Annotated in this window: 13 protein-coding genes; 8 read left to right on the top strand and 5 right to left on the bottom strand. The window is 50.2% G+C overall.

Annotated features, from left to right (window positions below; translation table 11 throughout):
- Nucleotides 1–273: 273 nt before the first annotated feature.
- The 4 genes from rpoB to QUA02_RS20860 all read left to right on the top strand — a co-directional run bounded on the left by rpoB (nt 274) and on the right by QUA02_RS20860 (nt 11231).
- Nucleotides 274–3657 (top strand): DNA-directed RNA polymerase subunit beta, encoded by a 3384-nt coding sequence (rpoB, locus tag QUA02_RS20875; RefSeq protein WP_333030317.1) that lies wholly within the window; start codon nt 274–276, stop codon nt 3655–3657.
- Nucleotides 3658–3798: 141 nt separating this feature from the next.
- Nucleotides 3799–4887, top strand: coding sequence for an HNH endonuclease (locus QUA02_RS20870; RefSeq protein ID WP_333030316.1), 1089 nt, complete (start codon nt 3799–3801; stop codon nt 4885–4887).
- Between the two features lie 84 nt (nt 4888–4971).
- On the top strand, nt 4972–6849 hold the full coding sequence (locus QUA02_RS20865) for a DNA-directed RNA polymerase subunit gamma (RefSeq protein WP_333030314.1): 1878 nt from the start codon (nt 4972–4974) through the stop codon (nt 6847–6849).
- Nucleotides 6850–6977: 128 nt separating this feature from the next.
- Nucleotides 6978–11231, top strand: a complete 4254-nt coding sequence (locus QUA02_RS20860; protein ID WP_333030312.1) for a DNA-directed RNA polymerase subunit beta'' — start codon at nt 6978–6980, stop codon at nt 11229–11231.
- A gap of 513 nt (nt 11232–11744) precedes the next feature.
- On the opposite strand, the gene QUA02_RS20855 is transcribed toward QUA02_RS20860, so the two are convergent.
- A complete protein-coding gene (locus tag QUA02_RS20855) occupies nt 11745–12140 on the bottom strand; it encodes a response regulator (RefSeq protein WP_333030311.1) in 396 nt (131 codons plus the stop codon).
- A gap of 964 nt (nt 12141–13104) precedes the next feature.
- On the opposite strand from QUA02_RS20855, the gene QUA02_RS20850 reads away from it, so the two are divergent.
- The 3 genes from QUA02_RS20850 to QUA02_RS20840 all read left to right on the top strand — a co-directional run bounded on the left by QUA02_RS20850 (nt 13105) and on the right by QUA02_RS20840 (nt 17669).
- On the top strand, nt 13105–15657 hold the full coding sequence (locus tag QUA02_RS20850; protein WP_333030310.1) for a DNA gyrase/topoisomerase IV subunit A: 2553 nt from the start codon (nt 13105–13107) through the stop codon (nt 15655–15657).
- 245 nt (nt 15658–15902) lie between these two features.
- Entirely contained in the window at nt 15903–17390 is a 1488-nt protein-coding gene (locus QUA02_RS20845) for an ABC transporter ATP-binding protein (RefSeq protein WP_333030309.1), read from the top strand.
- A 126-nt stretch (nt 17391–17516) separates the two neighbouring features.
- The gene (locus tag QUA02_RS20840; protein WP_332954881.1) at nt 17517–17669 is read left to right on the top strand and encodes a CAB/ELIP/HLIP family chlorophyll-binding protein; all 153 of its coding nucleotides are present in this window, start codon (nt 17517–17519) and stop codon (nt 17667–17669) included.
- Between the two features lie 227 nt (nt 17670–17896).
- Here QUA02_RS20840 and rpoD read toward each other — a convergent pair whose 3' ends face one another.
- On the bottom strand, nt 17897–19066 hold the full coding sequence (gene rpoD, locus QUA02_RS20835) for an RNA polymerase sigma factor RpoD (RefSeq protein ID WP_333030308.1): 1170 nt from the start codon (nt 19064–19066) through the stop codon (nt 17897–17899).
- Between the two features lie 244 nt (nt 19067–19310).
- On the opposite strand from rpoD, the gene QUA02_RS20830 reads away from it, so the two are divergent.
- Nucleotides 19311–19655, top strand: coding sequence for a hypothetical protein (locus tag QUA02_RS20830; protein ID WP_333030307.1), 345 nt, complete (start codon nt 19311–19313; stop codon nt 19653–19655).
- A gap of 99 nt (nt 19656–19754) precedes the next feature.
- Here QUA02_RS20830 and QUA02_RS20825 read toward each other — a convergent pair whose 3' ends face one another.
- From QUA02_RS20825 to QUA02_RS20815, 3 genes are all read right to left on the bottom strand, one after another.
- Nucleotides 19755–19916, bottom strand: a complete 162-nt coding sequence (locus tag QUA02_RS20825) for a hypothetical protein (RefSeq protein WP_333030306.1) — start codon at nt 19914–19916, stop codon at nt 19755–19757.
- A 227-nt stretch (nt 19917–20143) separates the two neighbouring features.
- Nucleotides 20144–20326 carry a hypothetical protein gene (locus QUA02_RS20820; RefSeq protein ID WP_333030304.1) on the bottom strand — a complete coding sequence of 61 codons (183 nt, stop codon included), beginning with the start codon at nt 20324–20326 and terminating at the stop codon, nt 20144–20146.
- A gap of 422 nt (nt 20327–20748) precedes the next feature.
- Nucleotides 20749–21225, bottom strand: a 477-nt coding sequence (locus QUA02_RS20815; protein WP_333030303.1) for a DUF4276 family protein, incomplete at its 5' end; no start/stop codon positions are given.

Here is a 21225-nt window from a genome sequence, read left to right as displayed (position 1 = left end):
CAATAGCTGTCAAGTCAATTTTAGGAGTCAAAAGTGTAGGGAATTCACCCCGGGATACTACGAGATGAGAGCTAAAAGCATCTCGATCGAAACTAAAATCCGCAAAAAAATACTGCGAGCCACCAGCAATAATAACCGTTGCAGCAGTTGGCAGGCGATCGAAAACATCATATAAATTCTCTCACACAATCCATCAAAAAAACGCAACAAGGTAAAAAAGCCCAGCCTTGGCGCCATGTAAAAAGCTAGAGCCACTGCGGAAAAAGGACCCCCATGACCACTAAAGATTACACAGAATTCGCCTTCACCTTGCCCGATTTGATCGAAATCCAGCGGGCAAGTTTTCGCTGGTTTCTAGAAGCCGGGCTGATCGAAGAACTCGACAGCTTCTCCCCGATTACAGACTACACGGGCAAGCTGGAACTCCACTTCATGGGCAAAGACTTCAAACTCAAGCGCCCGAAATACGACGTGGACGAAGCCAAGCGCAGGGACAGCACCTACTCGGTGCAAATGTACGTCCCCACCCGCCTGATTAACAAAGAAACAGGGGAAATCAAAGAACAAGAAGTCTTCATCGGCGATTTGCCCCTGATGACCGAGCGCGGCACTTTCATTATCAACGGCGCCGAACGGGTGATTGTCAACCAAATCGTGCGTTCCCCAGGCGTGTACTACAAATCGGAAACCGACAAAAACGGTCGCCGTTCCTATAACGCCTCCCTTATCCCCAACCGCGGCGCTTGGCTGAAATTTGAAACAGACAAAAACGATTTAGTCTGGGTCAGAATCGACAAAACCCGCAAACTCTCAGCCCAGGTGCTGCTCAAAGCCCTCGGACTCACAGACGGGGAAATCTACGACTCACTCCGCCACCCGGAATACTTCCAAAAAACGATCGAGAAAGAAGGACAATTCGGCGAAGAAGAAGCTTTGATGGAGCTCTACCGCAAACTCCGTCCCGGTGAACCCCCCACAGTGGCGGGTGGCGAACAGCTCCTCAACTCGCGCTTTTTCGACCCCAAACGCTACGATTTGGGCCGAGTCGGTCGCTACAAACTCAACAAAAAATTGCGCTTGACAGTCCCCGATACGATGCGGGTGCTGACATCCCAAGATATCTTGACGGCGATCGACTACTTAATCAACCTCGAATTCGACATCGGCTCCACCGACGACATCGACCACTTAGGCAACCGCCGCGTCCGCAGCGTCGGAGAACTGCTGCAAAACCAAGTGCGTGTCGGTCTCAACCGCCTGGAACGGATCATCCGCGAAAGAATGACCGTCTCGGATGCCGACTCCCTCAGCCCCGCTTCTCTGGTCAACCCGAAACCGCTGGTAGCAGCAATCAAGGAATTCTTCGGTTCCTCCCAGCTATCCCAGTTCATGGATCAAACCAACCCCCTAGCAGAACTGACGCACAAACGCCGGCTTTCCGCCTTGGGTCCTGGAGGTCTGACACGGGAACGCGCCGGGTTTGCAGTGCGCGACATTCACCCGTCCCACTACGGCCGGATTTGCCCGATCGAAACACCAGAAGGCCCCAACGCCGGTCTGATCGGTTCCTTGGCAACCCACGCCCGCGTCAACTCCTACGGGTTCATCGAAACTCCTTTCTATCCAGTAGAAAAAGGACGGGTGCTGCGCGACAAAGCCCCCGTTTACATGACAGCCGATGAAGAAGACGATTTGCGCGTCGCCCCCGGAGACATCAGCCTCGACGAAAACAACAACCTCTTGGGCGAAACCGTAGCCGTCCGCTACCGCCAAGAATTTACTACCACCACTCCGATGCAGGTGGACTACATGGCGATTTCGCCCGTGCAAATCGTCTCCGTGGCGACATCGCTGATTCCGTTCCTGGAACACGACGACGCCAACCGAGCTCTGATGGGCTCGAATATGCAGCGGCAAGCTGTGCCGCTACTGAAACCAGAACGGCCGCTAGTCGGTACGGGGTTGGAAGCTCAGGCGGCGCGAGATTCGGGGATGGTTGTGGTTTCCCGGATTAACGGCGAGGTGATTTACATCGACGCCACCCGGATTATTGTCAAACCCCTGGCTGTAGATGCCGAATCGAATTCCAGCGAAGAACATTTCCTGATTCGGGAATACGACGACCTCAAAGTCAAACAGCCCTCGGTTTGGAAGCAAAAATATGCTGGCTGCATCGAACACGAACTGCAAAAATATCAGCGTTCTAACCAGGATACTTGCTTAAATCAGCGTCCTTTGATTTATGAGGGCGATCGAGTTGTTGCCGGTCAAGTGCTAGCCGACGGTTCCTCCACCGAAGGGGCAGAACTCGCTCTGGGTCACAACATCCTCGTAGCTTATATGCCTTGGGAAGGCTACAACTACGAAGACGCGATGCTAATTAGCGAGCGTTTGGTGTACGAAGATGTTTACACTTCGATCCACATTGAAAAATACGAAATCGAAGCCCGCCAAACCAAACTCGGCCCGGAAGAAATCACCCGCGAAATTCCTAACGTCGGCGAAGACGCGCTGCGCCAGCTAGACGAACAGGGCATCATCCGCAAAGGTGCTTGGGTAGAAGCTAGCGACATTTTGGTCGGCAAAGTAACTCCTAAAGGCGAATCCGACCAACCGCCAGAAGAAAAACTGCTGAGGGCAATCTTCGGCGAAAAAGCCCGCGACGTGCGCGACAACTCCCTCCGCGTCCCCAACGGGGAAAAAGGCCGCGTAGTGGACGTGCGGGTGTTTACCCGCGAACAGGGCGATGAACTGCCCCCTGGCGCAAACATGGTCGTCCGCGTCTACGTAGCTCAAAAGCGGAAGATTCAAGTCGGCGACAAAATGGCCGGCCGCCACGGGAATAAGGGTATTGTGTCCCGGATTCTGCCGATGGAGGATATGCCCTACTTGCCCGACGGGACTCCAGTTGACATAGTGCTCAATCCCTTGGGCGTGCCGAGTCGGATGAACGTCGGTCAAATCTTTGAGTGTTTGCTGGGTTGGGCCGGCGAAAATCTGTCCATGCGGTTCAAAATGGTTCCCTTCGACGAAATGCACGGGGCCGAAAAGTCTCGCGAAACGGTTCACGGCAAGTTACAGGAGGCGCGGGAAAAAACTGGTAAGCCGTGGGTGTTTAATGAAAAGCATCCGGGCAAGACTATAGTCTACGACGGCAGAACTGGGGAGGCGTTCGATCGACCAATTACAGTCGGCATCGCTTATATGCTCAAACTCGTCCACTTGGTAGATGACAAAATCCACGCCCGCAGCACGGGTCCTTACTCGCTGGTAACGCAGCAGCCTTTGGGCGGCAAGGCGCAGCAGGGGGGACAGCGGTTCGGAGAAATGGAAGTCTGGGCCCTGGAAGCCTTTGGCTGCGCTTACACCTTGCAAGAACTGCTGACTGTGAAGTCGGACGATATGCAGGGCCGAAACGAGGCTTTGAATGCCATTGTCAAGGGCAAAGCCATCCCCAGGCCGGGAACGCCGGAATCTTTCAAGGTGCTGATGCGGGAGTTGCAGTCTTTGTGCTTGGATATTGCCGTGCACAAGGTGAATACGTCCGACGAGGGCAGCGAACACGTTGAGGTGGATTTGATGGCGGATGCTGGGGGTCGGCGATCGCCCTCCAGGCCTACTTACGAATCGCTTTCTCGCGACGAAGATGAGGATTAGGGATTAGAGATTAAAGATTTTAGATTTTTTGGCAACATTCAATTCTTTAATCTTTAACCGACAATCTCCAATTAAAATGCCTCAGCAGTGTTCGTACCACTGTTGAGGCGAATCAACGCTCTAACAAGGAGAGACGCTGACATGATTATTGTAACAGTTGTCCCAGGAATAGAAGGAGAGGTAGACCGATCGACCTGCTGTATTAATTGGCAAGGGAGCAAGTTGGGCAACGGTTACGGGCGTAAGTGGATCGATGGCAAAACGGTTTTAGTCCACCGATTAGTTCTGGAATCAAAAATACCAGGATTCCTCAATTCCGGTAATTTTGCTTGTCACACCTGCGACAATCGAAGCTGCATCAACCCGGCACATCTGGTAGTAGGTACTGCTGCTGAAAATACCGGGCAGATGATGGAGCGCGATCGCAAAACTCCCAGACGCAAAAGTATTCCGGGTATTGGCATATTGTCGATCTCACAACTGCGAGAAATTCAGACTAAATATTTATGTGGAGCAGTCAAGAACCACCTAGCAAAAGAGTATGGGGTACAACATGAAACTATTACTAAGATACTTCAGACAAATATTCCAGATAACTTCACTACAGTTTCACCAGGTTTTTTAGGAGAAATTCAAGACAGCGGCTGCATCATTTTCCAAGGTTCAAAAGACGGTCCAGGTTATGGCAGGTACTTTAAAAATGGAAAATCAAAATCAGTGACTCGTGCTGTTTTAGCAGAGAAATTAGGATATGAACTTCCAGCTTCAATGGATGCTTGTCATACCTGCGATCGTCCCAGTTGCATCCATCCAGAACACCTTTGGGCTGGTACTCGCACTCAAAATTTATTAGATGCTTCTAAAAAAGGACGCACTCAAGGCAAAAGTCATCCCCTTTCTAACGCAAAATTAGACTGGGAAAAAGTGCGAGAAATTCGGCAAAAACTAGCAGCAGGAGAGAGATTGAAAGATGTAGCTGAAGAATATAGTGTTGGTCGCCATACCATACATTGTATTAAGTATCACGTCACTTGGAAAGAAGACGGCGAAGAGGTTCCAGTTCCTCGGATGGGTGGATATCTCGATCGCAAGCTGACTTTTGCTCAAGCTCTTGAGATCCGAGAACGAATTCAAGCCGGGGAATCCATTCCTAAAATGGCTCAGAAATTTTGTGTCTCAAAAAGTGTCATTTATGATATTAAAAATAACGTCACATATAAAGGAGTATAACATTGATTTAAGCCGTGAAACCAGCCAAGAAAAAAGATAAACAACCACAAATAATCGACTGTAAATTATCAATTGGAGTCAAGAATGGCTAAGGTAGAACAACGCTTTGATTACGTCAAGATCGGGTTAGCTTCACCAGAAAGAATTCGACAGTGGGGAGAGAGAACTTTACCCAACGGTCAGATTGTTGGTGAGGTCATAAAACCTGAGACCATAAATTACCGGACATTAAAACCAGAAATGGACGGCTTGTTTTGCGAGCGCATTTTTGGGCCTGCAAAAGATTGGGAATGTCATTGTGGCAAGTACAAACGAGTTCGTCATAGAGGCATTGTTTGCGAAAGATGCGGTGTTGAAGTAACAGAATCTCGCGTCCGCCGCCACCGCATGGGATTTATCAAATTAGCAGCTCCCGTAGCTCACGTTTGGTATCTCAAAGGCATCCCGAGTTACATGGCAATTCTATTAGATATGCCGCTGCGAGATGTCGAACAAATCGTTTATTTCAATGCCTACGTCGTGCTGAATGCAGGTAATGCAGAAAAGCTGCAATACAAGCAATTGCTGACAGAAGATGCTTGGCTGGAAATAGAAGACGAACTTTACAGCGAAGATTCCACACTCACAGGTGTAGAGGTGGGGATTGGTGCTGAAGCTTTGCAAGTTTTGCTGCAAAATATTCCGCTAGAAAGCGAAGCGGAAAAGTTGCGGGAAGATATTGCCAATGCTAAAGGTCAAAAACGGGCGAAGTTAATTAAACGCTTGCGGGTAATTGACAACTTCATCGCTACGGGTTCCCATCCTGATTGGATGGTGCTTAACGTGATTCCGGTGATTCCCCCGGATTTGCGGCCGATGGTTCAGCTAGACGGCGGGCGTTTTGCAACGAGCGACCTCAACGACCTCTATCGGAGAGTCATCAACCGCAACAACCGCTTGGCGAGACTGCAAGAGATTCTGGCGCCGGAGATTATCATCCGCAACGAAAAGCGGATGCTGCAAGAAGCTGTGGACGCGCTGATTGACAACGGGCGTCGCGGCCGGACAGTGGTGGGTGCAAACAACCGCCCGCTGAAGTCGCTGTCGGACATCATTGAAGGGAAACAAGGTCGCTTCCGGCAAAACTTGCTCGGTAAACGGGTTGACTATTCGGGACGTTCGGTGATTGTGGTGGGGCCGAAACTGAAGATTCATCAGTGCGGTTTGCCGAGGGAAATGGCGATCGAACTTTTCCAGCCTTTCGTCATCCACCGCTTGATCCGCCAAGGATTGGTCAACAACATCAAAGCTGCGAAAAAACTGATCCAGCGCAACGATCCCAGCGTTTGGGACGTGCTTCAGGAGGTGATTGAAGGGCACCCGGTGATGCTGAACCGCGCGCCGACCCTGCACCGTTTGGGGATTCAAGCTTTTGAGCCGATTTTGGTGGACGGGAGGGCGATTCAGCTTCACCCGCTGGTTTGTCCGGCTTTTAACGCTGACTTTGACGGCGACCAAATGGCCGTTCACGTGCCTTTGTCTCTGGAATCTCAGGCAGAAGCGCGGTTGCTGATGCTGGCTTCTAACAACATTATGTCGCCGGCAACGGGAAGACCGATCGTTACTCCTTCTCAAGATATGGTGCTCGGTTGCTATTACCTGACAGCCGAGAATCTGGACGCTCAAAAAGGGGCGGGTCGCTATTTCTCCAACCTTACGGACGCGGTTGTAGCTTACGAACAAGGAGTCATTGATTTGCACTCTTATGTCTGGGTGAGGTTTCAAGGCGCTATAGAAAACATAGAACCGGAGGGGGAACCGCTTGCAGTTGAACGATCGGCAGACGGTAAAGTGGTAACGAAGGAATACAAGTTCCGCCGAGTTCGGGAAGACGCAGAGGGCAAGTCGATCGTTCAGTTTATTCGCACTACTCCGGGCAGGATTATTTATCACCAAACGATCGAATCGGTAATTAACAATTAGGAAGTGGGTAATGGGTAATGGGTAATGGGTAATGGGTAATGATTGGGTTGTCTGAAAAACGAAGATGCCAAAAATATTTTCCTTTGTTACCAATTACCGATGCCGTTCTGCTTAATTACCTATGACTGATGGCTGATGACCGATCGCAAGGAGTGCGTCGCTGTCTGAATTGTCTATTTTTTGGGGAATTTTTGATGGCGACGCACCCTACGACTGATGACCAATTAGTAATTCACGGCAGCAGCAGAAAAATGACAGAAAATAAGGAAATTGTTTTTCGCAATCGAGTTGTTGACAAGGGTCAGCTCAAAAAATTAATATCTTGGTCGTTCATGCAGTACGGAACGGCACGGACGGCGCAAATGGCGGACAAACTCAAAGATTTGGGTTTCCGCTACGCCACCAAAGCTGGAGTCTCGATCAGCGTAGACGACTTGCAAGTGCCTCCGTCCAAACGATCGCTCCTGGATGCAGCCGAAGAAGAAATCCGCATCACGGAACAGAAATACACCAGAGGCGAAATCACCGAAGTCGAACGCTTCCAAAAAGTAATCGATACCTGGAACAGCACGTCGGAAGACCTCAAAGACGAAGTAGTCAAGAACTTCCGAGCCACAGACCCGCTGAACTCCGTCTACATGATGGCCTTCTCCGGAGCAAGAGGGAACATTTCTCAAGTGCGGCAGTTGGTGGGGATGCGGGGGCTGATGGCAGACCCGCAGGGAGAAATCATCGATTTGCCAATTAAAACCAATTTCCGCGAAGGACTCACGGTAACTGAATACATTATTTCCTCCTACGGAGCCCGCAAAGGCTTGGTGGATACGGCCCTGCGGACGGCGGACTCGGGCTATCTTACCCGCCGTTTGGTGGATGTATCCCAAGACGTAATCGTGCGGGAGGTGGACTGCGGTACCCAGCGGGGGATTCGGGTGCGGCCGATGACCGACGGGGCGACTGTGCTGATTCCCCTGAAAGACAGGCTGCTGGGGCGCGTGTTTGCCCGAGATGCGGTGCACCCCAAAACGGGGGAAATCGTGGCTTTTGGGAACGAAAAAGCCGTGCGAAACCAGCCGATTACAGAGGAGCTGGCGGGGGAAATCGGTAAGGCCGGGGTGGCCGAAGTGTATTTGCGATCGCCCCTGACTTGCGAATCTACGCGGTCTGTGTGTCAGTGCTGCTACGGCTGGAGTCTGGCCCACTTGAAGATGGTGGACATGGGAGAGGCGATCGGGATTATTGCCGCCCAGTCGATCGGGGAACCGGGAACCCAACTCACGATGCGTACTTTCCACACCGGCGGCGTGTTCACCGGAGAAGTCGCAAAACAAGAACGCGCGCCCTTCCCCGGCGTGGCAAAGTTCAAGAACTTGCGGACTCGCTCTTTCCGCACCAGACACGGCGAAGAAGCGCTGGTGGCAGAAAACAACGGCAAACTCGTATTCGAGGGCGACGGCTTTGAAGAAGGGAAATCCGGCGCCAAAAATCAAAAACTGAAAGTTGAACTGGCGATCGTCCAGGGTTCTACTCTGATGGTCAAAGACGGACAGCGCGCCGTCCCCGGTCAAGTTTTGGCAGAAGTGCCGATCGTCGGTCGCGCCGCCCGCAAAACTACGGAAAAAGTGACTACGGACGTGGCTTCCGACTTAGCCGGAGAAGCCAAATTTGCCGACTTGATACCGGAGGAAAAAACCGACCGCCAAGGGAACACAACCCGCACAGCCAGCAAAGGCGGGCTGATTTGGATTCTATCGGGAGAAGTGTACAACTTGCCCCCAAATGCAGAACCTGCGGTAAAAAATGGCGATCGCATCGCGGCTGAAAGCGTCATCGCCGAAACCAAACTCGTTTCCGAACACGGCGGCGTAGTCCGCATCGCCGACCCGAGAGAAATAGAAATCATCACGGCTCAAGTGCTGCTCGACCAAGCAGTTGTCCGGGCCGAAAGCGCCGGCGGCCGCGACCACTACGTGATCGAAACAGCTTCTAACCAGCGGTTTTCCCTAAAGACAGCTCCCGGAAGCAAAGTCATCAACGGGGAAGTGGTGGCGGAACTGCTGGATGACAGCTACCGCACCGCTACGGGTGGGATAGTAAAATACGCTGGAGTCGAAGTCCACAAGCGCGGCAAGGCCAAACTCGGCTACGAAGTGGTGAAGGGGGGGACTCTGCTGTGGATACCCGAAGAATGCCACGAAGTTAACAAAGATATTTCCCTGCTGCTGGTGGAAGACGGCCAGTACGTCGAAGCTGGTACCGAAGTAGTCAAGGATATTTTCTGCCAAACCAGCGGGGCGGTAGAAGTCACTCAGAAAAATGACATCCTTCGGGAAATTGTCATCAAACCGGGAACGCTTCACGCCGTTGACCGCCCGCCCCTAACTTTTGGCGAGGGTCAAATTGTCAGCGCCGGTCAAGAAATTTTCCCGGGCTTGATTGCCGAAGAGGTGGGCTATGCGGAATATATCGAAACTCCCGAAGGCCCCGCTTTGCTGCTGCGGCCTGTGGTGGAGTTTCCGGTGCCCGACAAGCCGCCCATACCTTCTCAGACGGCGCTGAATGAGTCGATCGCCCTGAAGGCGGTGCAGCGGCTGCCCTACAAGGACGGGGAGCGCGTCAAGTCTGTCGAGGGACTGGAACTGCTGCGGACTCAGCTTATTTTGGAAATCGGTTCCGGTGCTCCGCAACTGGCGGCGGATATCGAGCTGCTGCCGGATGACGGGGATGCTCTGGCTTTTGGGGCGGACGGTTCGGGCCCGGCTTGGGGTTTGTCTGATGCGGTTGTGGCGTCGCAAGAGTTGGCGCACCCGATTGACGATCCCGACGAGCGGCCGTCAAGGATTTTCCGCTTGCAGTTGGTGATTTTGGAATCGCTGGTGATTCGGCGGGATGTGTCGGCAGATCCGACTCAGGGCAGCACTCACACGCGGCTATTGGTGGAGGACGGGCAGTCGATCGCGCCCGGGGCTGTCGTGGCCCGCACGGAGATTCTCTGCAAAGAAGCGGGCATCGTCCGGGGCATCCGCGAGGGGCTGAACGAACCGGTGCGCCGCCTGCTGGTGATGCGGGATGCCGATTCTGTTTCGATTTCTGTGGCGGGTACTCCCGATGTCAGCCCGGGTCAACTTTTGGTGGCGGGTACGGAGGTGGCTCCGGGGGTTGTGCTGGAAGAGTCGGGTCAAGTCGTGAAAGTTGTGCCTGCATCTGATGGGGAACCTGCTCGTATTGTGCTGCGGGTGGCTCGCCCTTACCGGGTTTCGGGGGGTGCGGTGCTGCACGTAGACGATGGGGATTTGGTGCAGCGGGGCGACAATTTGGTGATTCTGGTGTTCGAGCGCGCAAAAACTGGGGATATCATTCAGGGTTTGCCCCGGATTGAGGAACTTCTGGAGGGGCGGAAGCCGAAGGAGGCTTGTATTTTGGCGAAGCGGCCCGGGACGGCTCAGGTGGTGACGGACGATGATGTTGTTGAACTGGCGGTGGTTGAGGATGACGGCCGGATCGAGCAGTATCCGCTGTTGCCGGGTCAGAATCCGATCGTTTCTGACGGACAGCGCGTGGGCGTCGCCGAAGCTTTGACTGACGGGCCCGCCAACCCTCACGAGATTCTGGAGGTGTTTTTTCATGTCCTAAAGGAGCGCCAGCCTACTTTTGAGGCGGCTTTGGAGAGTTTCCAGCAGGTGCAGACTTTCTTGGTGAACGAGGTGCAGTCTGTCTATCAGTCTCAGGGTGTGGATATTTCCGACAAGCACATTGAGGTGATTGTCCGGCAGATGACCAACAAAGTCAGGATGGAGGACGGCGGCGATACTACTATGCTCCCGGGTGAGTTGGTGGAACTGCGGCAGGTGGAGCAGGTGAATGAGGCGATGTCGATTACTGGCGGGGCGCCGGCGGATTATACTCCGGTGCTGCTGGGGATTACTAAGGCTTCGCTGAATACTGACAGCTTTATTTCTGCTGCTTCCTTCCAAGAAACGACGCGGGTGCTGACTGAAGCTGCGATCGAGGGCAAGTCTGACTGGCTGCGGGGCCTGAAGGAAAATGTGATTATCGGCCGCCTGATTCCTGCGGGGACTGGGTTCAATGCTTATGAAGAGCAGGGCAGTTCGGATGCGGCTCTTGACGGTGCCGTGTTTGATGATGAAATCCACGATTTGCAGGAGGATGTGGTGTTGGACGATCGCACTGCGCGTCGCAAATATACGATCGAGAGCGGTTTCGAGATCGGGCGCGGCTCTGACCTTGAGGCTGATGAGGATTTCGAGGAAGTTGAGGTTGAGGAGGAAGATTTTGTCGTCTTAACTGATGATGATTCCTTAGAGGAAGTGGCCGACGATGATGATGATATCGGTTACGACTTCGACGAGGACGAAGACTAATAAAAGTTTTGAGATTGCCGCGCAGCAAGCAATAATAGTGAGTTGCGCGGAGATTTTTTGGTTCTTCGGAACGCACGCCTTTCTTCATGAGTTGAAAAATATTAAAGTTTTTTTCTCCTTATTTAGAACTCAGAACTCATAGCATTGCGCACACGGCGAGCGCATCGAAAGGAAGAAGGAAGAAGGCACTTACAGCAGATTCCACATTTATGAAGTACACCCGCCTATCGTGAACTTCCCCGTAGGGACACGGCGCCGTGCAAGAGTGTCCCTACACTTCACAAACCTGGAATACGCTGTATGTATTCGTCAGAAGGCATAAGTCAGAATTCAAGAAAGATTTATAATTCAAGAATTTTAATTTTTTGTTAGTTCCAACAAAAAATTATTTCTTGCTTCTTCATTCTTGCTTCTTCATTACCCGCTCGCGACTTTTGCCAGCTCAGCTTCGCCCTTACAGCGAGCCGCCAAGCGAGTCGAAGGGGGTCGAAGGGCCTTCTTCCTTCGGTTCGCTCAGTCAGGGAGCAAAGCCTTGATTTGATCGACAAACTCTTGATGGTCTACCACAGGTTTAGAGATGTAACCGTCGGCACCGCTTTGATTCAGAAAAGTTTCTCTATCACCGGCCATCGCGTGAGCTGTCACCAAAATAATCGGCAGGGAGGCCGTTTGCGGGTCAGCTTTAAGCAGTTGAGTAATCTTGATGCCGTCAACAGCTTTTCCCTGGTACACGCTGCGCGAAAGAGACACATCCATTAAAATCAAATCAGCTTCGCCGTTCGCAGCAATAAGCATCACCTCTTCAACATTTTCCGTGTGCTTCACGGCTAAGCCCCCCCGCTTAGTCAGAATTTTGGAAAAAACTCGAGCATTAACCAAATCGTCCTCTACAATCAGAACGGTTTTCATAAATAAATATGGGAAGTATGGAAACTTTGCGACTTTAGTCCAAAGAGGAACACGGCACGGGGAATACATTCCCCGTCAAAAATGCAGAGTTTTTAGCGCCATCAGCCGGGAACCCTGCAAAACCCGTATGTATATCCTTGAGTCACTAACTGTGAGAGGGCGTACAGATGCCCAGAAGCATCCATTACCATCACTTAGACTACTACACACAGACAGTTTAGTTGTTTTTTAGAACTAGACCTGACACTGGCGAGAGTCTCAAGATTCCCAGGTAACAGGTTTCTAGTATCCTCTTTCGGTCAAGCCTCCGGCTTAGAGTCGGGGAGGTGTGACCATTATTTTCTTTGATGCTCTTAGAATAAAGCAATGTTTATTCACATACTCCCGCTGCTGCATTCGGAGTAGCGAATATATAGCGGTTCTTGGATAGATGAGGTACAGAATTCAACTTCAAAAGCATGACAACACAGGGTTTCGGCGTACTCCATCTTTCTGAGAAAGGCTATAGCGGGGGATTTTGGGGGATTCCCAATTATCAGTTTTGACCGATCGACACGGCTTAAAAGAGCGACGCTTCCGTTCCTCTCTTCGGAGGTCAGACTCTCCCGCGATCTAGGAGAGCTTTTGACTGCTGAATTCTTAAGGATCGGCATTTGTGAGCGATTATAAGGAAAAGCATGACTGTCAATCAACCTTCTCACCGCGGGCGGTAAATAGACAGGTAGGCGCAAATGAAGGCAACATAGAGGTTAGGGTAAGAGTGGAGAGTAAGAGGCAAGTGTTGTCGGTCTTCGACACTCTGATTCTGCTTTCACAAGTTAAGTTTATTTTTATCCTCTCGCGCTGGCGGTTTTGTCGAACTTTCGGTTCGCTGAAGGGCAAACGCTTTTAAAGGAGAGACAGGCAACCTCAGCATTATTGACAAAGGCTGTCTTCACTCAGGAATTAACGGACACAAGGACTCATGGCTAAACAACTCAACCTACTTTCCGGGCAAGTAATTTCTACGCCTCTGCACGCCGAGATGCAGCAATCGTACCTCGAATATGCCATGAGTGTGATCGTCGGGCGAGCTTTGCCTGATGTCCGCGACGGTTTAAAACCGGTTCACCGTCGAATTTTGTACGCGATGCACGAACTCGGTCTGACGCCTGACCGACCGTACCGCAAGTGCGCCCGGGTAGTTGGAGATGTTTTGGGAAAATATCACCCCCACGGCGACCAATCGGTTTACGACGCTCTGGTGCGCATGGTTCAGGAGTTTTCGAGCCGCTATCCTTTGGTGGCGGGTCACGGCAATTTCGGTTCGGTGGACAATGACCCGGCTGCTGCTATGCGCTACACGGAAACTAGGCTGGCACCGATCGCCCACGAAGCTATGCTAACCCAAGTCGGCGATGCAACTGTTGATTTTACTGATAACTTTGACAGTTCGCAGCAGGAACCGACTGCGCTGCCTGCTCAGTTGCCGTTTCTGTTACTCAACGGCTGTACTGGCATTGCTGTGGGGATGGCAACTAATATCCCGCCCCACAATTTGGGCGAGGTGGTAGACGGTTTAATTGCTTTGATCGAAAACCCGGAACTCTCGGACGACAAGTTGATAGAACTGATTCCGGGGCCGGATTTCCCGACTGGAGGGGAAATCGTCGCTACAGAGGGCATTTATGACGCCTACACTAAGGGTCGAGGTAGCATTGCGGTCAGGGGTGTGGCTGGGGTGGAAGAAGTGCCTGGTAATCGCAAGGTGCGCACTAAAACGGCGATCGTGGTGACGGAGTTTCCGTTTCAGGTAAATAAGGCGGCTTGGATTGAAAAGGTGGCGGAGTTGGTCAATTCCGGCCGCCTCGACGGTATTTCTGATTTGCGCGACGAGAGCGATCGCGAAGGCATTCGAGTTGTGATTGAACTCAAGCGGGAATTTACCCCGGAAGCGGTTCTGGCTCGCCTTTACCAACAAACAGACCTGCAAACAAATTTTGGCGCGATTTTGCTGGCAATTGTCAACGGTCAACCCCGACAGTTGACGCTCAGACAATTGTTGCAGGAATTTCTGGATTTCCGGGAGGTGACTCTTACCCGCCGCTACAATTACGAGTTGCAGGCTGCGGAACGCCGCTGTCACATTGTCCAAGGCTTAATTTTGGCTTTGACAAATCTCGATGCTGCGATCGACATTCTCAGAAATTCTCCTGACGGCACTACTGCTAAGCAAACTTTGCAAGTTCGCCTCAATTTGAGCGAAAGTCAAGCTGATGCGATTTTGGCGATGCCGATGCGCCGGCTGACTGGTTTGGAAAGGCAAAATTTGCAGTCTGAGTTTGATGAGTTGATGGGGAATATTCAAGAATTGCAGCGGTTGTTGAGCGACAGGCGCGAACTTTTGAAGGCTTTGAAGAAGGAATTTCGATCGCTCAAACGCAAGTACGCTGACGAACGCCGCACTAAATTCGCCAAGGAAACCGGACGCGGGGGAAACGCTCAACCACAAGTTTCGGGTAAGAAGAATTCTGCGGTGAAACAGTTGTCGCCGGCCACGATTCAGCCTAACTTATTGCCAGTTCTAGAGGCAGAGGAAACTATTGTTGAATTTTCTCACAAGCAGTACGTGCGGCGCGTGCCGCCGGGGGAACGTCCGCGCTCGAAAAGTCGGGAAAAATCGGTTCCAGCTTTAGAAAAAAATGAAGATTTTATTGTGACGGCAAATCTGACAAAAACCGATCGGACTTTGGTCGTCTTAACTCCTAACGGCAAAGCTTACCCGCTGAAAGTCGCGGATATTCCTAATAGTAGCCCGAAAGACCGGGGAACGCCGATCGTCGGTTTGTTGTCGCCGAGTGCTACTAAAGAAAGTGCCGGTCGCGTTTTGTCGGAAATCACAGTGGGACACTTTATTTTGCCGGAAAATTCGGAAGCGGCGGATTTAGTAACTCTGACTCAGCAAGGGAAAATTAAGCGCTTGCCGATGCAGGAATTTGCGGATTTGACTAATCGCGGCGTTACTGTTGTTAAACTCAAGGAGGACGATCGGCTGCGCTGCGCGAGTCTGAGCAAAGTTGGCGAGCAAGTGGCTGTCGCAACTTCAGGAGGCCGAGTCCTCCGGTTTGATGTCGATGACGAACAACTGCCGCCAATGGGCCGCAGCGCCCAGGGTTCTCAAGTAACCAGGTTGCGGAAGCAGGAACAGTTGGTGGGTTGCGTCACTCTCGACCCGGACGACAGTTTGGTACTATTTTCGGAGTTGGGTTGGGCTAAACGAATGCCTGCGGGTTCTGTCAGACTTACTAACCGCGGCGAAATTGGCACTCAAGCTTTTCGCTTTGCAGAGCCGTCTGATGCTTTAGTTGGCTTGCTGCGGGCTGTTCCGGGTACGGATGTTAAACTTTTTACGACAAGCGGCCGCTTGCTGCGATCGGCTACTGATGCTATAGCTTTTTGGGGGAAAGATGCTGCGGGCGATCGAGTTTTTGACCTCAATCCAGGTGAAAGAATTATCAAAGTTATCAGCAGTCAATAGTCATTGGTCATTGGTAATGGGGGATTGGGCATGGGGCATGGGGCATGGGGCATTGGGCCTTAATCTGATTTGTGACCTCTGACTTCTGACTTCAACATCCATCCGTTAAATCATTTAAATCCTGTACACTGCTCGTTACCGAACTTCCTCCTTCCTTGAATATCTCAATTACCAATGCCCCATGCCCCATGCCCCATGCCCCATGCCCCATGCCCAATCTAAAATCTAAAATCTAAAATTGTTCGATGGCGAAAGTTGTATTAGAAAATATCTACAAAAGTTTTCCGCTCCGCCAAGGAGAACAGGAAAAAGCAGCAAACAGGGTCGCAGAAAGTGTCTCGCCTGCGGCCGATCGCCCTTCGTCTAACAGCGTTTTGCGGCGCATCAACCTGACGGTCGAAGACGGGGAATTCATGGTGTTGGTGGGGCCTTCTGGGTGCGGAAAAAGCACTTTGCTGCGATCGATCGCAGGTTTGGAAGTCTTGACTGCCGGCAATATTTGGGTTGGCGATCGGCTCCTTAACGATTTGCCTCCTAAAGACCGAGATATCGCTATGGTATTTCAAAATTATGCTCTCTATCCTCACTTAACAGTTTACGATAATCTCGCCTTTGGATTGCGCCGCTCGGAAAGGGAGAAAGAAGAAGGAAGTTCGGAAACGGATTCTGTAACGGATGTAACGGATGTAACTGATAGAAGGAAGAAGGAAGAAGGAACAAGGGAAAAGGGAGCAGCTAGAAGGAAGCAGCTAGAAGGGAGCAGAGAGAAGGGAGCAGAGACAGAAAAAGAAAAAGGAAGCCGGGAGAAGGCAGAAAAAATCAGGAATCAGGTAAAAGAGGTTATTAATTATTTAGCTTCTAATACTTTAAACAACGAGCGAATATATGCTTTATGGGAGGATTTTTTAGGAGGAGTAACTCGCAAGCTGCCTCCGGGTTTGCGCTATTTGTCGGAACGGGAAAAGGCAGTAGGAGAACGAGTCCGGGCGGTAGCTGAATTATTGCAAATAGAATCTCTTTTAAATCGCTTGCCGAAACAACTTTCGGGAGGGCAAAAGCAGCGGGTAGCTTTGGGTAGGGCGATGGCTCGAAATCCTGAAGTGTTTTTGATGGACGAACCGCTATCGAATCTTGATGCGAAATTGAGGGCCCAAACGAGATCGCAAATTGTGCAGTTGCAGCGGCAGTTGGGAACTACAACTATTTATGTGACTCACGACCAAACTGAGGCTATGACTATGGGCGATCGCATTGCTATTATGAATGCAGGTCAGCTTCAGCAAGTAGCTCAACCTCTAGAGCTTTACAACAAGCCGGCTAATTTGTTTGTTGCTGAGTTTATCGGTTCTCCGCCGATGAATTTTTTATCTGTGCAATTTAGTGCCCCGCTGTTGATTTCTCACCCGCAATTTCGCTTTACTTTACCCGATATTTGGGCAAAATGTCTACAACAATATGACGGGCGAAAACTCATTTTGGGCATCCGGCCCGAACATCTGAGCATTAACCCTCCTGCTACGAAAAATCTGTCGGTAAAAGTGGAAATTGTAGAGGCTTTGGGACACGAAACTTATTTGCGGGTCTGTTTGACGGATGCTCCGGCCGTGCGGATGCAGGTGCGGGTTCCTCCTGAGCGATCGATCCGTGTTGGCGAGGAACTTTGGCTGGCCGTCGCCCATGACAAAATTCACTTGTTTGACCCTGATACCGAGTTGGCTATTTTTCCTCGTTAGGCCAAATCATAACGGTCGATCGACCGTTGTGACCAACATCACCATTCACAAATTTGCACTTTTTTCAACTCACTGTTATATTAATTTACATAAGCCTTACAAAACTTAACGAAAGGAGTTCGCACTATGCAAGAACAAAAACGCAACGCTTGGAACTGGGGCTTCAGCGAAGGAGCAGAAAATTGGAACGGTCGTTTGGCGATGATTGGTTTCTCTGCCGCTGTCATTATTGAATTGGTTTCCGGTCAAGGCGTGCTTCATTTTTGGGGCCTGATCTAATTTTATAGTTAAGACTTTTGAGACACTGCAAAGCTTGGGAGTTCCGTTGCGGACTCCCAAAATTTTGGCAGAGCGATTTTGGCAGCGCAATCCAGCAGCAGGAATTCGCTACTTGCTCCCGTTGAGTTAGCAGCACGCAGTTTAACAGCGATAGCTCAAACCGGGGCGGGGGGTTCCCCCCCCAAAAGAGTGCGAATCACTCTTTTGGGTGATGCTAGAAAAATACTCTAGCGGATATATTCTTTTAAGATGCTGTTGCGGTTGGGATGGCGCAACTTCCGCAGGGCTTTAGCCTCGATTTGCCGAATCCGCTCGCGAGTGACGTTAAAGATTTGACCAATTTCCTCCAAGGTCTTCATCCGTCCGTCATCTAAGCCGTAACGCAGTCGCAGTACATCCCGTTCTCGGGGGCTGAGAGTATCCAAAACGCTTTCCAAGTCTTCCCGGAGCAAGTTTTTCGAGACTTGATCTTCTGGCGTTTCCCCGTCAGATTCAATAAAATCTCCCAGACGCGAGTCTTCCTCTTTGCCGATCGGAGTTTCTAAGGAGATGGGCAACTGTGCGGATTTAGCGATGAAGCGCAACTTCTCGATCGTCATCTCCATCTTAGTGGCGATTTCTTCTTCAGTAGGCTTGCGTCCCATTTCTTGAGAAAGAAGTTTGGTAGTTTTCTTGATCCGCGAGATGGTTTCGTAAAGGTGCACCGGTAGGCGGATAGTGCGGGATTGGTCGGCGATTGCTCTGGTGATGGCTTGACGTATCCACCAAGTTGCGTAGGTGGAAAACTTGTAGCCTTTTTCGTGATCGAATTTTTCAGCCGCCCGGATCAAACCCAAAGAGCCTTCCTGAATCAAATCTTGGAAAGACAAACCGCGATTCATGTATTTTTTGGCGATCGACACCACCAAACGCAGGTTTGATTGCACCATTTTTTCCTTAGCCCGCCGTCCGACGTGGAGTCGATGGCGGAATGCAGGTAGTGCCATATCTACAGCATTAGCCCATTCATTGTCTTTGGGCTCGCGGTCTAACTCTTCCAGCAGTTTTTCTCGAACTCGCTCTAATTCCAGCAAATCTGCAATCTTGCGGGCGAGTTCAATCTCTTCATCGGCTCGCAGCAGCCGAATCCGACCGATTTCTTGCAGGTAAAGACGAATAGAGTCTTCAGTATAATGCTTTTTCTTTGCCTGAGCCCGACGGCGGGCTTTGGCGCCTTTGGCAGACTTAGTGTCGTCTTCCTCAGATGGATTGTCTAGAAAATCTTCTCGATCGTCTTCTTCGTCGATAAAGAGTTCCAACTCACTCTCAGGTAGAACGCTTTCGGCGTTCCGAAGCAACTCGATTGTTTCCATTTCGGGTTTAATTGTGGTTTCGAGTACGGTGTTAGCCTGGATCATGCCGCCTTCCTCATGCTCCTGAATTGAAGAATAAATAACAGTGGAATAGTGTCTGTTTGTAGTTTAGACAAGTTAGCCAGTATTGACATTCCCGCAGGAAGAAATAGTGGGATTTTCGGTTTGCTAAATGAAGCTGTTACCGAAATTGCACCCGTTTTTTGAGTCAAAGTTCGAGTTCTGGTTTGAATTAGCGAGCACATTCAATCGATCGCAGACTTGAACGTCGCGACCTCGAATTGACCGTGTGGCTTTTTCTTTAGCAGCGAGTTACCGCATCATTTGCGATACCTTGCTCCTAGAAGCGAACCCAGAGATGCGATCGATCGCACCTTCAAAAATACTGGCTTTTTTACTCGCTACTTCGATCTTTTACCCGTACAAGTTTTCCGGCACGGAACCCTCTAACTTTTGTGTTCGAGGTGTCGAAGTTTTGATTCGCCTGCTGCTTTCACTCTGGTTGTCAGATATCACAGTTGCACGGCAAATTTTCGCCACCTTGGATGCGGATCTGCTGCCTCAAATGCAACAGCAGAGGGTCGAAGTACCAAACGGTGAGAATCGGATCTTGCAAAGACCTTTCCGATTGTAGCCTTTCTCACAAAAAATGGAAGTTGTTTTCCCTTTTTTGTCAAGAACTAGGAAAACTTTGTCAGCTTAGCTTGACAATACTGACTCATGTCGGGTTCCGCTAAATCCTGAGAACTGCCCGCAAAAACTTTGGCACGAGCCAACGGTGCTGTTTTCTGCGAATATCTGGGTGAACGGCTGCGGCGTAATTGGCCAGACAGTTAGCAGACAATTTTTGACTGGCCGGAATTGGAACCAATACAATCCGTGTAGATGCACCCATCTTTACCCTGTTTCCCTGAATTGAATGTTATGCAATCTGCTATCGAATAAAGCTTACGAGCTTTAGTTGTAAGCCGGCAACTCTGGATTAGAGACCGAGGATTACCCCAAATGAAGCGTTGCGGGTTTAGTAGTGCAACAGGGGCTTTCATTGTTAAGTTAGCTCAAATCTCAGAAATTGGGTTTAATTTTGACGTTAAATCACATTAAGTTCTTAACGTCACATTCTCATTTAAGCAGTTCGACACGAGTTTGTCGCGTAAGTGGCAAAAAACCACCCGGATAAATTCTACTGAGAGTTAACCCGCCGCGCAACTGGCGGCTGCAAATTTCTCTAAAATTTGTTTGCTTGCGCGATCGCACATACTCACAAACAACACAATTTGCCATCTCCCGGAAGTATAACTTCACAATTCCTTTAAATATATCGTGACAGTGTAAAGATTCGATAAAGCCCTTCCATCAATTTTAGGTAGCATTCCCAAATTGTCTTGATAATTTCAAGCAGACGGAACAAAATCCACAGCCGACGTTGCTGCAACTGTCGGCAGATGATAACTCCCCAAGGGAAGGAAAATTTACCCGTTAGCGATGTACTTGCTATTGTTGGAGAAGGCATAAGCTGCAGGATGCGCTTAAAGATGTGGAGCGGTAGGACGCTAGTGCGATCGTTAGGATTTTTTGTTACATTTATTTACAGCGTGTCCTCGGAAAGCCCGTATCCGGGCTTGATCCCCTGCTGTGTTTTAAATCATCTGGCTTGACCGTTAGGGATGTCGTTATCAGGAGAAATTTTAGCTCCCTGTCTGTATTGACAACCCAGAGAAGGTTTATTAGACCTGTTTATTATTGATGCAGTCTAATAAACCTCGATAAAAAGCTTGGAAACTTGTAGAGCGATTTGATTTAGGATTCATATATTTAGAAATTTCCCTAGAGGCTTTAGGTTTGTCTAGTCCTCCCGGATGATATCCAGCTTTTCTCAGGACTCTTTCCAAAGCCTCCGATGTACCGCCTTTAATAGCATCGGGGTCGCGATACGGTTGTTGATTAGCTAAATTGGCAGAGACTTTAGGATAAGCTTGGCGAATTGCTTGAACGTCTCCAAAAAACCATGCTTCTAATTCTTCTACCACAATTCGATTTAAGACTTGAAATGATTTATCTTTTTGACAGGAAGATTTAGTGATTAATCCGGCTGATATTGCCATATCTTCTAGTTGCTTTTTTAATTTACTGTAGTTTAGACTAACCAAAGATGAGAACGGTGGCAAAAGAAGAACTAGAGCCACCGCGCTGGGAGAGAATGA

It is taken from the genome of Microcoleus pseudofavosus SVA1_A4, assembly GCF_036700565.1.
Taxonomy (GTDB): Bacteria; Cyanobacteriota; Cyanobacteriia; order Cyanobacteriales; family Microcoleaceae; genus Microcoleus.
Note: the sequence above shows the minus strand (reverse complement) of the source record. Positions and strands in the feature narration are given on the sequence as shown.

What these genes read in the sequence shown, in the direction of transcription:
- rpoB (WP_333030317.1), top strand. Translation starts at nt 274, where the DNA reads ATGACCACTAAAGATTACACAGAATTCGCCTTCACCTTGCCCGATTTG.
- QUA02_RS20870 (WP_333030316.1), top strand. Translation starts at nt 3,799, where the DNA reads ATGATTATTGTAACAGTTGTCCCAGGAATAGAAGGAGAGGTAGACCGA.
- QUA02_RS20865 (WP_333030314.1), top strand. Translation starts at nt 4,972, where the DNA reads ATGGCTAAGGTAGAACAACGCTTTGATTACGTCAAGATCGGGTTAGCT.
- QUA02_RS20860 (WP_333030312.1), top strand. Translation starts at nt 6,978, where the DNA reads ATGGCTGATGACCGATCGCAAGGAGTGCGTCGCTGTCTGAATTGTCTA.
- QUA02_RS20855 (WP_333030311.1), bottom strand. Translation starts at nt 12,140, where the DNA reads ATGAAAACCGTTCTGATTGTAGAGGACGATTTGGTTAATGCTCGAGTT.
- QUA02_RS20850 (WP_333030310.1), top strand. Translation starts at nt 13,105, where the DNA reads ATGGCTAAACAACTCAACCTACTTTCCGGGCAAGTAATTTCTACGCCT.
- QUA02_RS20845 (WP_333030309.1), top strand. Translation starts at nt 15,903, where the DNA reads ATGGCGAAAGTTGTATTAGAAAATATCTACAAAAGTTTTCCGCTCCGC.
- QUA02_RS20840 (WP_332954881.1), top strand. Translation starts at nt 17,517, where the DNA reads ATGCAAGAACAAAAACGCAACGCTTGGAACTGGGGCTTCAGCGAAGGA.
- rpoD (WP_333030308.1), bottom strand. Translation starts at nt 19,066, where the DNA reads ATGATCCAGGCTAACACCGTACTCGAAACCACAATTAAACCCGAAATG.
- QUA02_RS20825 (WP_333030306.1), bottom strand. Translation starts at nt 19,916, where the DNA reads ATGGGTGCATCTACACGGATTGTATTGGTTCCAATTCCGGCCAGTCAA.